This is a genomic window from Oceanisphaera sediminis, assembly GCF_039539745.1.
GTDB classification, from domain to species: domain Bacteria; phylum Pseudomonadota; class Gammaproteobacteria; order Enterobacterales; family Aeromonadaceae; genus Oceanimonas; species Oceanimonas sediminis.
In genome coordinates this window covers 68,065-82,022 of sequence record NZ_BAABDS010000010.1, presented here as the reverse complement: position 1 = coordinate 82,022, position 13,958 = coordinate 68,065, and the positions used below count along the sequence as shown (strand labels likewise).

Annotated in this window: 14 protein-coding genes; all 14 read right to left on the bottom strand. The window is 54.6% G+C overall.

The genetic code is table 11. The annotated features are described in order from the left end of the window. Positions 1–91: 91 nt before the first annotated feature. Complete coding sequence (locus ABD827_RS04170; protein ID WP_344962625.1) at positions 92–3,073, bottom strand: hypothetical protein; 2,982 nt, start codon at positions 3,071–3,073, stop codon at positions 92–94. Next, positions 3,066–3,446: a hypothetical protein gene (locus ABD827_RS04165; protein ID WP_344962623.1), complete on the bottom strand. Its 381-nt coding sequence runs from the start codon at positions 3,444–3,446 to the stop codon at positions 3,066–3,068. Before ABD827_RS04165 ends, ABD827_RS04170 begins: the two co-directional genes overlap by 8 nt. Beyond that, entirely contained in the window at positions 3,436–4,191 is a 756-nt protein-coding gene (locus ABD827_RS04160) for a prepilin-type N-terminal cleavage/methylation domain-containing protein (RefSeq protein WP_344962620.1), read from the bottom strand. Before ABD827_RS04160 ends, ABD827_RS04165 begins: the two co-directional genes overlap by 11 nt. Then, the gene (locus ABD827_RS04155) at positions 4,188–4,760 is read right to left on the bottom strand and encodes a type IV pilus modification PilV family protein (RefSeq protein ID WP_344962618.1); all 573 of its coding nucleotides are present in this window, start codon (positions 4,758–4,760) and stop codon (positions 4,188–4,190) included. The genes ABD827_RS04160 and ABD827_RS04155 overlap by 4 nt, the downstream gene beginning before the upstream one ends. Beyond that, entirely contained in the window at positions 4,750–5,304 is a 555-nt protein-coding gene (locus ABD827_RS04150; RefSeq protein ID WP_344962616.1) for a prepilin-type N-terminal cleavage/methylation domain-containing protein, read from the bottom strand. The genes ABD827_RS04155 and ABD827_RS04150 overlap by 11 nt, the downstream gene beginning before the upstream one ends. A gap of 44 nt (positions 5,305–5,348) precedes the next feature. Then, a complete protein-coding gene (locus ABD827_RS04145; RefSeq protein ID WP_344962614.1) occupies positions 5,349–5,867 on the bottom strand; it encodes a type II secretion system protein in 519 nt (172 codons plus the stop codon). A 179-nt stretch (positions 5,868–6,046) separates the two neighbouring features. Next, on the bottom strand, positions 6,047–7,267 hold the full coding sequence (locus ABD827_RS04140; protein WP_344962612.1) for a type II secretion system F family protein: 1,221 nt from the start codon (positions 7,265–7,267) through the stop codon (positions 6,047–6,049). After that, a complete protein-coding gene (locus ABD827_RS04135) occupies positions 7,267–8,964 on the bottom strand; it encodes a GspE/PulE family protein (RefSeq protein WP_344962610.1) in 1,698 nt (565 codons plus the stop codon). Before ABD827_RS04135 ends, ABD827_RS04140 begins: the two co-directional genes overlap by 1 nt. Beyond that, positions 8,942–9,691 carry a tetratricopeptide repeat protein gene (locus tag ABD827_RS04130; RefSeq protein WP_344962607.1) on the bottom strand — a complete coding sequence of 250 codons (750 nt, stop codon included), beginning with the start codon at positions 9,689–9,691 and terminating at the stop codon, positions 8,942–8,944. Before ABD827_RS04130 ends, ABD827_RS04135 begins: the two co-directional genes overlap by 23 nt. Continuing rightward, a complete protein-coding gene (gene mshL, locus ABD827_RS04125) occupies positions 9,691–11,325 on the bottom strand; it encodes a pilus (MSHA type) biogenesis protein MshL (RefSeq protein ID WP_344962605.1) in 1,635 nt (544 codons plus the stop codon). Before mshL ends, ABD827_RS04130 begins: the two co-directional genes overlap by 1 nt. Further along, positions 11,322–11,651 (bottom strand): hypothetical protein, encoded by a 330-nt coding sequence (locus ABD827_RS04120; RefSeq protein WP_344962604.1) that lies wholly within the window; start codon positions 11,649–11,651, stop codon positions 11,322–11,324. The genes mshL and ABD827_RS04120 overlap by 4 nt, the downstream gene beginning before the upstream one ends. Further along, a complete protein-coding gene (locus ABD827_RS04115; RefSeq protein ID WP_344962601.1) occupies positions 11,644–12,294 on the bottom strand; it encodes an MSHA biogenesis protein MshJ in 651 nt (216 codons plus the stop codon). The genes ABD827_RS04120 and ABD827_RS04115 overlap by 8 nt, the downstream gene beginning before the upstream one ends. Continuing rightward, entirely contained in the window at positions 12,291–12,869 is a 579-nt protein-coding gene (locus tag ABD827_RS04110; protein ID WP_344962599.1) for a fimbrial assembly protein, read from the bottom strand. The genes ABD827_RS04115 and ABD827_RS04110 overlap by 4 nt, the downstream gene beginning before the upstream one ends. Further along, positions 12,866–13,732 (bottom strand): MSHA biogenesis protein MshI, encoded by an 867-nt coding sequence (locus tag ABD827_RS04105; protein ID WP_344962597.1) that lies wholly within the window; start codon positions 13,730–13,732, stop codon positions 12,866–12,868. Before ABD827_RS04105 ends, ABD827_RS04110 begins: the two co-directional genes overlap by 4 nt. Between the last annotated feature and the right edge of the window lie 226 nt (positions 13,733–13,958).

Genomic DNA, 13,958 nt, shown 5'->3' with positions numbered 1-13,958 from the left:
TTAGCCATATAAAGTACCGGGTTATTGGGGAAAACGCAAAGGCCCTATAACCGATGCCGCCTCATTGACGAGGCGGCACTGTAAAGGGAGATTAACGGATCACTTCGCGGCGGTTGAAGGTGCTGTCGTTGGCCCGGCGGCGCGGCTGGTCGAGAATGTCCAGCCGGGCTTCGGGATGACTCAGACTTCCGTCTCGCTCAGGTCTGAGCCAAACGGGCAAGCCTTCAATGGTGACTTCTATGTCTTTTTGCTCACTGCTGTAGGGCGCGACGTCAACCTTGTCGTCATTCAGGCTGAGTGACAAGTCAGGCAAACTGTTTCCATCCTTCAGTTTTGCATCGAGCGTGCCGAATGACAGTGTGTAGTCAGTCAGGCCGTCTTCCTTAAGCGTGTTCAGATTTTCGCCATAATAGTGCAGCTTGCTGGCCATGGCACCCTCCTCACCCACTTTAATTTCCGTATCCATCAGGGTGATAAAACCAAAGCGCAGGGTGTCATCTTCACCGGCAAAGTCTGTGGCCACTGTTATTTCATCCAGCTGATCATGCGCTGTAAGGTTCAGACTCAATGGTATATGCAAAGACTGCTCTGCTTCAGGGTCATTTTTAGCAAAGGTAAAAGACTCATCAGGGCGGAAGATATGTTCACCGGTGCCATCATCCTGCCTTTGCCATACTAACTCATTACCCAACAGTTCCTGAGTAAGGCTGGCATACAAGTCAAGGCCAGCAGCAAATTCATCAGTGTAGGATGGCAGTTCACACTTGTCATCCTTCTGACCGGCAGCACAGGCCGTAACAGAAAAATACGGTAATTGCAGCGGCTCATTCTGGGCATCTCGGTGGTATGTCACTTCTTTACCACGATAAGCAATGCCATTTTCAAGCTTTCCTGATCCGGCGGTGACCAGCAGGCGGTCTGGCACAGTGCGGCCAACAGTGGTGGTATCGCCACCGGTTTCAAGCATACAGTTGCCATCATTGTTAACGGCGTAAGATGCACAACTGTCTGGCACCGTTGCCTCTATTAATGCCACCGAGGCTATTTTGCTTGCTGTTTCAAAACTGTGTTTGCTTTTTTGATTAAACTCGAACACTCCTTGTTCAAACTCTCTTGTTTTCTCCAGCTTTGCAGTCAGCTCATAAATAACAATACCTTTAAGTTGTGCGCTGTAGTCATCAATGAGTTTATCGCCTTCACCGTAGGCTTGTAATGTAAGCCCAACCGGTTCACCGGCCTTGCCCAGTATGGCGCAAGATGTCGCGTGATCTGCGTATGAAAAGCCACTATCACCACCACAGTCGGCAGCCGACCAGCGTAGTTGTTTGGGCACAAATACCAGATCAAGCTGATATTCGGCCTCTCGTTTCTTTTTTCCTTTATCGCCGTTATCACCTTTGATGGTCAGTGATATGGCTTCGGCTTTGTTGTAGGTCAGGTCTAACGGAAAACTGACGCCACTGCCTTCTTTCAAGGTTTTATTATCAGTTTTAAGTGTTCCGGTACCGTTCAGTTCAGTAATATAAAAGTCGAAGTCAGGAGCAGCTTCCCCCAACGCTTCTTCATCAAGGGTTATCTCATCATACACATATGCAGCAAGAGAAGACTGCACATCCTGTTCGGTACATAACTTGCAATTTTGCAGACGAGTGCCGTCAGAGAGATAGCAGCGCAAACCAGGAGGTGCTTCAGGTGAAGGGTCTGCTTTTTTAGCTACAAACTGAATACATTTATTTTTATCCAGCTTGGTGTTTGGATTAGTATCCTTATCACTTTTCAAAAACTTATCAAAATTGGATATGGAATTATTATTTAAACCATCTTTTATATGTAGTGTTGCGGGACTTGAATAAAGCAGCGCTTCACTACAGGCTTCGTCACCACAGGCATAGGCAGTGAGGTCATTAGCCTCAACATCGAAACTGAGCTGGTAATGGCGTACACCACCCGCAACAGGAATTGCGCTGTAATTTATAGAAGAGCTGCCTTCCATTTCCAGATCAACAACATTTACAGCACCAAATATTTTTGTGCTGCCCTGCATTTCCAACTCGCCTTCGACGTATAAATAACCATAAATCTTGGAAGAGCCTTCAAGCTCTGCTTCTCCGTCATCATCGCCGTCACCGTATACAAAGGCCAGAATTGGGTTTTCACTGGTACCCAGCTCGGTACTACCTTGCAACTCTAAATCTTCTTCAATATAAAAGGTTGTTAGTTCTTCACCTTGCGGTATTACTCTGGCGCTGCCCTGTAAATCAACCTCTTCATACCAGTATGTGCCGGCATCAAGATACAGTCTGGTACTACCAGATAGCTCAAGAGATTTTGCTTGTACTGCGCCATAAAATTTACTGCTGCCTTGCAATTCAAAATCGCCGTAAGATTTTATATCTCCATACCAGGTAGCATTATCACCCAGTTTTACTTGGTCACTATCGTAATGAAATATATTCACTTTCTGTGACGGGCTGCCCACCTGATTGCTGATAGAGATATCAACATTATCTTTAACATAAAAGTTAACATCACCATCTCCATTGATGACAATCTTGGCATTACCAGAAAACTTCAATGAGTCAAGCCAATAACTACCACTATCAAGATAAATAATTGTACTTCCTTGAGCCGACAAGTCTCCTTTTATTAACACGTCACCAGCGTTTGCAAGATACAACCTGCAACTTCCCTGCGCTTCAACTTTTTCGTATTCACCACGATCATATTTTATAGTACCGGAGCCACTACACTTGGCCTCAAAAGAGGAGTTGTTTTTTTTAAAGGCTGGAAGTTCGAATGGAGAGCGATTGAACTTAGGAAGTGAGTATGAGTTTGTGTATTCACCTGAAATAGTACAGGTTATGTTATCGCACTGACCTTTTAGATCATCTTTCTTTCTAAAGTCCAGCATACCACCATTAGTACCATTAATGCTGGTACTCCAACTCATTTCCACTTCACCCTTTTTATCATGGCTTTGGGCGGCATAAGGAAAGAGTGCAGGAATACTCGATGCCAGCGCCGGTGCCGAGGCAAACAAGGCGGTCAGATAAAACAATGTGGCTTTATTCATCAATCACCTCAACTTCAATATTGCGGATCACCGTCAGTTGACCGGTGTTACAAGTTCCTTTCGCGATCACATTTACCTGAGTAACACCGGCGGCGGTACTCGGTTCCGAGACGCTGACGTCTCCGTCACAGCCCCCTACCTTGGTCGGAACTGCGGCGCTGGCATGGATATCATCCAGCAATAAAAAAACTTGTTGCTCCAGTACCGATTCGGCGGCTAATCGGGACTTCAGCGCCAGCACTTCATATACCAGTTTCTGGCTGCTCTGGCCCGACAGGGTCGCCAAGCCGGCCATCAAGCCCGCCAGCACCAATATGATAAACAACACACTCAGTAGCGTGCTGCCGTTTTGTCTTGAACCCTCAAGGCGCATAAGTCACCTGCAACTGGCCGGGCAGTACCAAATCACCGTCGCGAGTGTTCAAAACAAGCTCCAACTGTATCAATTGATTGGACTCATCATAGTCCAAAAAAACTTTATCTCCTGTGATCCCGGTCATCATCAGGCTGCTTTTTCCCCAGTCTTCATCAGGGCTTTTTAACTCACGCTCAAGCTCGCCATTGCGCAGGCAGTAGCGTACCTGTTCGGGCATTAGCAGGGTATAGCGCAGACCAAGACCTTCACGGTTAAAGCTAACTGCAGTATCAAAAACATCCTCAATATTGAAGCTGACTGAAAATGGTTCTTTATTCACTTCATGTACGTCTTCAGGTGCAGTCGCTGGATAGTCATCCCATGCTTCATCGCCACTATCGGCACGAATAGCCATATAACTATTCTTGATACTTATTCCCTGCAGGCTGAGCGGCATCACAAAAGTGACTGCCCCACTCTTCACCGAGCCCTGATAGATACCGGCTGCCCGAGCAGGTACAAAGGAAAGGCAGTGAGCATCTTCACTATCACTGATATACACACTGGGGCCATAGGCCAAGGCCAATTCCCGACGCAGGCGCTCCAGACTAAATCGGGCGCCGGCCAGGGCCTGGCCGCGTTCGGCGGTGCCGACGTAGCCGGCGGCCATGTCGGCGATGAAACGGGTGCTGAAGGTGGCGCTGATGCCAATCAGCACCAGCACGATCACCAGCTCGATCAGGGTAAAGCCGCGCGCCTTCATCGAATGTTGTACCTGTGCAGAACAAAGGAAAGAGTGGAACCCTTATCGATGCTGACTTTTATCTCTACCTGTTTGAAAATATTGGCAGGGTCATCATCATTAACCGCAACACAGGTTTCTACCGTAAAACGTCGATATAGCTGCGTTTCCGGTAAATTCAGTTGCGTAGCGAGCTCCTCACCATCAATAGCGCCCGTAGCTCCACTCTCGCCGTTATTACACCAAAGCTGGAAATCGTCCACATCATTAAAGTCACTTAACTGACTCTCTGACCCATCGACCCCGAACTTTTTGGCCTTGGTACAATTGACAGAGCATCTACTCTGTTTCTCGGGCTTATTTTTTTCATCATATTTCACCGCCAGTACCTGTTCGGACAGGGTTTCGGCCAGTGACACGGCTCTGAACTGAAACACCGGATCAAGCAGGCGTGGCTGGCTTAAAAAGAAGAGTCCAACGCCGACCAGCACGATGGCCAGTATCGCCAGCCCCAGTACATATTCCACCAAGCTGACGCCGCTATTACGGCGTCTAATAGTATGACTACGGCGATAACGACTAGGGCGCATGAATATAACCCTCGGTTTCGATGTGGACGGTTTTGCCGCCTATCGTTATTTCAAGGGGTCTGGCAAGCCGAGTATCATTAATAAAGGGACGCCCCAAGCGGCTGTCTTCACTAAGATAATTTTTGTCGGCAGCATTATCTGGCTCTTTGCCAAATTGCAATACGAGCGGTAGCGTAAAAGAAGTAGGTTCCACCGTAATATTCAGTCCGGTTTTACCCAAAAACAGACCTTGTTGTTCGGCGGACTTTAACTGCTCATTCGTTAACAATACGGCAGAATTACAGTCTTTGGAAAGGGAGAAACCATTTTTGGCAATCACAACCCGCCCACATTGCTTAAAACCAATGTCATTGGTTAAAGCTTTCGGATCGTTCATGGCTCGCAACTGCGCCAAGCGCAACAACCCGACCAGGTTATCCGCCTGCAACCGTTGTTCGAACTGGCTACCCAACTGCAGCCGCGGCAAGGCCACCGCCGCCAGTATGCCCAGCAGCACCAGCACCAGTATCAATTCGATGAGGGTAAAACCACGGAGTTTGGTCATGGAGTTAAAAAAGGCGGCCTAAGCCGCCTTATAACGTATGCATGTTAACAATCTGTTGTAACAACTGTTACTGTAGCTGGTGTGCTCGGATTGGAAGCTTCAGTATATGTAATCACACATTCAGCAGTAGTAGCTGCTGTTTTAGGTGATATGGTTAAAACACCATCTGTTGTTGTATCGTCTAGGTTATAACGTGTTGTATCAAAACTGTCTAAAGTCGCCAGTATACCTGCAGGTGCATCTTCTTTACCCTCTATAACTTTAGAAGCATCAGGGTAGCCATTAGTAAAAGCAATGAAGTCATAACCTTTGATAGAGCCTTTACCATCAGCATCAACAGTGGTACTTGCGGTCCCATCTGCGTCAAGATTGCCTTCAATCTGTGCTTTGGCATTAGCCATGGTCATAGCCGAAGAAATAGAACTTTTTATTGCGTTCAGGTTGGCGCCATAGGCATCACCCTGCAGATTAAATAACTTGGGCGCGGCCACGGCACCCAGAATGCCCAGAATAACGATAACGATAACCAGTTCGATCAGGGTAAAACCCGCTGTTTTTCTCATGCTTGCCTCATTTCTCGGTTTATTTAACATTAATAACAAAATAACTCATGGGTAAATGATTGATGTCACCATTCGATCATACTGGCCCGATTGAACCCCTTCAATGCTTTTTATATCAAAAAAGCACCACGGGTATTGATGCAAATCAGTATTTCTACTTCATTGCTATCCCTGGGTCTTTACCCCTTGATCACATTCATCATGTCCCACATGGGGGTAAAGATACCCAGCGCCAATATCAGCACCATGACAGAAATCACCACGATTAATATCGGCTCGATCTTGGACGTGAGGTTGCTGATGTCGTAGTCCACTTCTTCTTCGTAGAAGCGGCCCGCCTCCATCACCATCTCGTCGACCCGGCCGGTTTCTTCCCCCACGCGAAACATCTGCAAAATCAGCGGGGTAAAGACCCCGCTTTGCTCGGCCACCGCCGACAGGCTGCTGCCGGACGACAGTTGCTCGCCCATGCCCAGAATGGCCCGGGTCAGATACGCATTGGAGGTGGCATTACCCGCCAGGGTCAGCACCCGCACTATGGGTACGCCGGCGGTCAGCATCATAGCAAAACTGCGGCAAAAACGCGCAAGCAAAATACGCTTAATCAACGGGCCTATGATGGGAATGCGCAGCTGCCATTCGTGCCAGCGCAGGCGCCCGGCCGGCGTGTTGACATAACGCCAGATCAACAGGCTGCCAACCACCGAGGCCACCACCATGTGACCGATATACTGGGTAAAGAAACTGGAGGTGCTCATCAAAAAGCGGGTGGTCCAGGGCAGATCGGCGCCCAGGCCGGCAAAAATGCCGCTAAAGGCCGGGATCACATAGATGTTCATCACCACCATGGCGGCCAGCATGGCGATGCTGACAAACATCGGGTAGCGAATGGCGGCCTTGACCCGGCGGCGGGTATCCAGCTCCAGCTGAAAATAATGGGCCAGTTGCAGAAAGGCCTGCTCCAGCTGACCCGTGCTCTCACCCACTTCCACCAGGGACACAAACAGGCTGTTGAACAGATGCGGGTGCGCCGCCAGCGCGTTGGCCAGGGTCTGGCCCTGATTCAGCGCCTCGGCTACCTCGTTCAGCGCCCCGCTCATCACCTTATTGTCGGTGGTGTCGCGCAGCCCTTCAACGATGCGCAGTATGGGAATGCCCGCCCGGGTCAGGGAGGCAAACTGGCGACTCAGGATCAACAGCACCTCGGGCTTGACGCCGCCCTTCAGAAATTGCTGCAGTTGTATCCAGCTTTTTGTGCCGGCTTTGGTCTCTTTCAGCTCTACCGGGATCAAGCCGGCGTTGAGCAGGCTCTCGGCCGCCGCCTGGGACGAGGTGGCTTCAAGCCGGCCTTCGTTGAGTTGCCCCTGGGCGTTACGGGCCCGGTAACGATAAAACGCCATTATTCCATCCACTCGGCCAGGCGCAGCACTTCGCTCAGCGCCACCTCACCGGCCCGTGCCAACTCCAGGGCGGAGCGAGCCAAGGTGATGTAGTCCGGCGCGGCCGCCACCAGTTCGTTGAAGCGTTCGATATTCTGTTCACGCAGGGTGTCCGCCATGTCGTGGGTGATTTCCAGCCATTCATAGACCCCTACCCGTCCCTTGTGGCCGCTGTTGTTGCAACTGGCACAGCCCTCGCCCCGGTAAAAACGACCGTCGCCGACGCCGGGGGCAAGATAGCGTAAAAACTGTTGTTCACTTTGCTCCGGCACCTGCTCTACCTTGCAGTGTTTACACAAACGGCGCACCAGGCGCTGAGCCAGAATGCCCTTGAGGGTGCTGGCCACCAGATAACCGGGCACGCCCATGTCCATCAGTCGCACCGCCGAACTGGGGGCGTCGTTGGTGTGCAGGGTAGACAGCACCAGGTGACCGGTGAGCGCGCCGCGCATGGCGATTTCGGCGGTTTCCTGATCGCGCATTTCGCCGATCAGCAAAATATCCGGATCCTGGCGCAGGCTGGTGCGCAGAATACGGGCGAAAGTCAGGCCGGCCTTGTTGTTCACCTGCACCTGATTGACCCGTGGCAACTGGTATTCCACCGGATCTTCGGCGGTGATGATCTTGCGATCCGGGGTATTCAACTCGCTCAGGGCACCATAGAGGGTGGTGGTTTTACCGCTGCCGGTGGGGCCGGTGACCAGAATAATGCCGTTGGGGCTGGCCAGTTTGCGCCGAAAAGCGGCCAACAACGCCGGAGGCATGCCGGCCTGGGTCAGACTGCGCACCCCGTGAGTCTGATCCAGCAGTCGCAACACCACCGCCTCGCCAAACTGCACCGGCATGGTGGCCATACGCACATCCACCGGGCTGTCTTTTATTTTCAGGGCGAAGCGGCCGTCTTGCGGCAACCGCCGCTCGGCGATATCCAACCCGGCCATCAGCTTGAGTCGGGATACCAGCGCCGGGGCAATGCCGACTTCCTTGAGCTCGGTTTCCTGCAGCAGGCCGTCGACCCGCATCCGTAGCCGGATCAGGTTTTTATCGGGCTCGATATGCACATCGGAGGCGCCGACCTGCAGGGCATCTTCAAACAACGAATACAGCAGCTTGGCCACGGTGGCGTCGCTGTCGTCCAGCCCGGCCGCTTCCAGCGCCGGTCGGCTGGGGGTGTTTTCACCCTGCAGCTGCTCGGCCAAGTTGGCAATGTCGTCGGTACGTCGGTACAGCTGATCGTAAAGCCCGAACAGCTGGCTCTGGGGCGCCACCGCCAGTTTGATCTCGCGGGGCGACAGCAGGTTGCCGATGGCATCCTGGGTGTCCAGATCCGCCGGGTCCGACAGCACCACCGTGGCCTGGGTATCGTCGGCGGCAATCACCAGCGCGCGGTAACGCCGCGCATACACTTCAGACAGCAGCTTCACCGCCTGCGGGTCTATCTCGGTCTTGTTCAAATCCAGCAACGACAGGTCCAACTGCTCGGCCACAAAGCCCAGCAGTTCCAGCTCGCTCAATATGCCCATCTGCACCAGCAGGGTGCCGATGCGGCCGCCTTCGCGTTGCTGCTGCTTTAACACCGACTCTAGCTGCTGGTTGCTGATAACATCGTGCTCAATCAGCAACTCGCCGAGCCGTTTAGTGAGTTTGCGCTGTGCCATGTTGCTCCAGTTGCTGTGTTACAAAATGCTGCGAGGCCATGCCCAGATCGGCACTGGCCCGCGCCTGTTGAAAGGCCCCGACAAAGTCTTCCCCCAGTTGCCGCTGGCATAACCCCAGCCCCAGCCACCAGGCACCCACCCGGCTTTCGGCCAGCAACAGGCGATAGATCTCTGCCGCCGCTGCACACTGACCGCTGCGCCGGGCCATATCGGCCTTGAGGCTGTAATAATCGAGGTGCATCGGCAAGGGGGGCCGGCTTTCATCCAGCACCTGCCAGGCCGCATCATAACGCTGTTGTTCGGCTAGCAGGCGGGCCAGCGCCAGGCGCATGTCGGCCTGCTGCGGGTTCAGCTCCAGCCCCTGCTGCAACCGGGCCCGGGCCTGATCCAATGCGCCCCGGCCAAACTGCAATGAGGCCAGGCGCAGGCGGGTGGCAGCGTCGTCGGGGTATTCACTCAACGCCTGAGCCAGCCGAAACTCGGCCCGGGCCCAGTCTCCGGCGGCCAGCGCCGCGTCGGCCTGTTGGCTAATCTCGGCCAGCCAGTCGGTCCGGCTCAGGGTCACTTCGCTGATATCGAGGCTGCTTGGTGCCGCCGGCGGCGCCACCATGAGATCGGCCCATTCAGAGGGCTCCCACTCTTCTTCATCCGGCACCTGCGCCTGCACCAGCGGTGCCAGCGGCAATAACATCAGCAATAACCGAGACCAGTAACGGGCGCCTTTCATCAACGTACCCCGCTGTGCACGGAAGCAAGCGGCTCAGACAAGGGCGGATACCATTTTTCCAGCAGCTCGCGCGAGCGCTGCAGCTCGTTCTGCCAGGTGTTTTCATTCACCACCACAGGGCGCAGCATGATCACCAGTTCGCTCTTTTTGGTGCCCAGTTTACGGTTCTTGAACAGGTTGCCCAATACCGGTATCTGGCTGAGCAGGGGCACACCGGAATTCTGTTCGCTCTGGGTTTCCTGCATCAGGCCGCCGATGATGATCATCTCGCCCGAGCGGGCCTCGACGACGGTATCCGATTCTCTGATGCTGCTGCTTGCCAGCGGCAACTCAACCGACTGATCACCGAAGTTGATGATTTTGGTACTGTCCTGCACCTGACTGACGGTGGGATGCACGTGCAGCAGAATGCGGTTGTCTTCGGCTATCTGCGGCGTGACATCGAGCGAAATACCGGAGAAAAACGGCGTCAGCTCAATATCCGGTGACTGTTCCGAGACGCCATTGCTGGTGGTGGTTTCCAGGGTAAAGTTGGTCACGAAGTATTCGTCGGTCCCCACCTTGATCACCGCCTTCTGGTTATTGCTGGTGGTCACTCTGGGGTTGGACAGGGTATTCACTTCCCCCTGGGTCTGTAACAGCCGAATCACGGAGCTAAAATTGCCATCGGTAATATTGAACACCACGCCACCGCCGAGCAAGTCGGCCAGCGGATTCAGCTGCACGGTATTGATCGGATAAGACAATACGTTACCCGTGGTGACCAGGGGCGCATTGGCGCGACTGCCGCCCCCCGTGCTGCCGGCACTCAAATTGTCCCAGTCGATCCCCTGCTCATAACCGTCGTTCAGCTCTACTTCTATGATGCGGGCTTCCAGTATCACCTGCCGTTTGAGCTGGCGTTCGGCCCGGCTCAAAAAGTCTTCCACCAGCGCCAGCTCGTCGGGGGCGGCGCGCACACTCACCAGCCCGGCCTGGGGGTTGGTGACCACCACCCGGCCGTCTTCGCTGCCGATCAACCGGCCCAGCGCCGATTCCAGATCGGCCCAGAAGTCGTTGCTGGACTCGGTGTTGATCCGAGTCGAGCTGTTACCGGCGCTGTTGCCACCGTCTTCACCGTTTGACAGGCTGCTGCCGCTGATGGCGGTTTGCGACTGGCCATTACGGGACAGCATCAGATAGTTCACGCTGAAGGTACGGGTACGCACCCCGTTGGGATACACCTGATACACACCGCCCTGCTGCTCTATGCCATAGCCGTATAACCGGGAAATGGCGGCCAGGGTGTCGGCCAGGGTGACCTGGCGCAGGTTGAGACTGATGGTGCCGCGCACATCCGGGTGCACCGCTATGCTGATGCCGTGCTGGCTGGCCAGGGCATTGAAAAAGTCGGCCGTTTCTACGTCGTTGGCGGCAATATTGAAGCGGCGCAGCCGTGGCTCAGCGCTCAGGGCTGCCGCGGTTGAACGGCCGCTCAACAATTCCTGCTCAACCGCCGCCGGTACCGCATGCGGGCGAGTATTCAGCGCCTCATCCAGCGCCTCCTTGGGTAAGGAGCCATCCGGCGCATGTACACAGGCGGCCAAAGAGGCACCCAGCAAGGCCACCGCAAAAGGTCGTGTCGTGAAATTCATTGGCTACTCAGGGTTGATAATGAGGGAAACAGCGTCAGGGTCAGGGGATCGCCCAGGCCTTCCAGCAGAATATGGTCCGGCCTGATGCGCACCAGCCGGTAGTTGGCAACCGCATCGCCGGTTTGGTAACGGCGGCCGTCGATAATGGCGCTGGGGCGATGGCCGCCGGTGAAAATGGCCTGCAACCGCAATGGCGTTTGTTGCTGTTGTTGCGCCTGAGACGTCGCCGGCGCGTCGGCCGTGGCCGTCATGGCCGTCAGTGGCCGGGTCGGGTCCTGCAGTCCGGCGGTGCTGCTCAGCAGCAGTAACAATAACGGGTTAACCACGCAGCAGCTCCTTGTGTTGGCTGATGGTAAAGAAGTCGAGCCGAATGATGGCCTCGGGATACTGCTCCAGCTCGAATTCCAGCCCGCGCCAGAACACGCGCCCGGACAGCTGCTCGAGGCGCTGCACATAGTCGAGCAACGCCAGATAGCTACCGGTTAAATGCAGGCTCAGATCGTGCCGGTACAAGGGCTCGGTGTTTTCTGCACCGTTCAGCCGCTGCGGCGGCCGGTTGCTCAATTCCCGCAGCTCCAGCCCCTGGCTTTGTTCGAGCATGGTCAGCAGCAGGCCGGCCATTTGCTCCGGCCCCACCAGGGTACGCATGCGCTGATCGACGTTCTCGTTGAGCTTGCTCAGGCGACGGTTCAGCCGCGCCAGCTGTCGATCGCTGTCGTTATTCGACAGCCGGGCGATGCCCTGAGTCAGCTCATCCCGCAGCTGCTGCTGCTCGGCCAGCTGACGCTGCAGCCCTTGCTGTTCCTGCTCTAGGCGCATTACGCCAGCCTGCAGTGTGGATTCATAAAGCAGCAATCCCAGCCAGGCCAGCAGCGCCCAGCTGACACCCAGCACCAGCCAGCGCTCCCGGCGCGACAGGGCGTCAAAGCGCTCTTGCCCCTTTTTCAGCTGTTCGGTCAAGCGGCTCATGGGGTCGCCTCGGCGCTGTAAAGGCTGAAGCCCAGGCCGCCCTGGGGCCGCCGACTGATCTCGAGTTGACCAAAACGGTGACCGCGCAGGCTGTCGCGCTGCTCAAATCCCAGAATCCAGGCCGGTACCTGACTGGCACTGGAGGCCTCACCGCGCAACACCATGCGCTTGCCTTCCAGGGTCAGCCCCTGCAGAGAGATGCCCTGCCAGGGAATGCGCGCCAGATCGTTCAGGGTATTGGCATAAGACACAAAGTTTTCCTGTTGCAGCACGCCCAGCAACCGCTGGCGCGCATTGATATTCTGCTCTATGCGCTCGAGCCGGCCGTCGTCCTGCCGGCTGTTGAGTGCCGCCAGTCCCTGACGCAGCCGGTTCAGATCATTGTCACCCGACGACACCGACGCCTGCAGGGCGCTATTCTGTTGCTGCAGTTGATACTGATTGAAGCCCGCATAGGCAAACATGAACCCCCACAGCACCACGATGGCCAGGCCAACGCGCCACAGCAGGGTGATGGAAGCCGGATCCTGCGACGGCTTGAGCGCCGCCTGATAAAATTCGATGCGCCGTTTCACGCTTGCTCCTCCCGCAGGATACCGAGCGCCGGCAAACTGATGGGGCTGAGGGTGCTGCTGGTGAGCGACTCGGACTTGATATCGAATACCTGACGAATGGCCTCCTGAATGGCCGGAGTAACCCGTTGGGGAAGGGCCAGATACCAGCGATTGGGCGCGCTCAGCTTGAGCTGACCAACCGCATAATCGATGCTGCGCTGCAGCTCCAGCAGCAGGTTGTCGAACACGAACTGATCGACCGGCATCTGCTCGTCATCCAGCGCCTGAAAGCCGCGAATGGTACGGTAAAAATGCCATTGACGCTGATGAATAAAGGTCAGGGTCAGCTCCTGCCCCGGCATCTTGTGCAGCAACAGACCCCGCACCTCCGGCTCCAGCAAATTGGCCATGGCCAGCTCGTCCACCCCTATGGTGACAATCTCGTGTTGCGGGGTAACGGCCCGCACCAGCTCGGCCAGCCTCTCCCGCTCGCTGCTGTATACCGCGATGCGCGCCTGCCCGCTTGGGCTTGGCGGCAATTCGATATAGTCAAACAGCAGGCTTTCTACCGGTGCGTTGACCAGCTCGCGCATGCACCAGGGCAGAGCCTGTGCCAGCTCGTCATCGGGCATGGCGGGTTTGTCTATCTGGCTTTGCTGATACCAGTGCCGGTTCAGCACCAGATACAGCCGTCGGCCCTGCCAGTGCTGTTCATCAATCAACGCCTTCAGCGCCATCGGCAATGACTCGCCATGCCCGAGATCGCGCTGCACCGTTTGCTGAGGTTGAAGTTCATCTACCGCAAACAGGCATTGCCGGGTAATGTAAATTCCCACCGAAGACAAGGATTTGACGGGTTTGAACCACCGGGAAATAAAGGCCATCTGCACCGCACAAAAAGAATTAAAGCAGCAGTATAAACAGATAAAATCTATTTATAAACAAGCTATTATAAAGCGATTAGAAAAAGGACTCTAATTAGACCTTCTCAATTATTCCCCTTGATTAAGATCAATAATTTATACCAATCTGACTAAAACAGCTGCTCTGTAAAGGTCGAATGAAGGGCCTACTCCACCGACACGCTGCAAGCACCTCCATGTGGCGCTC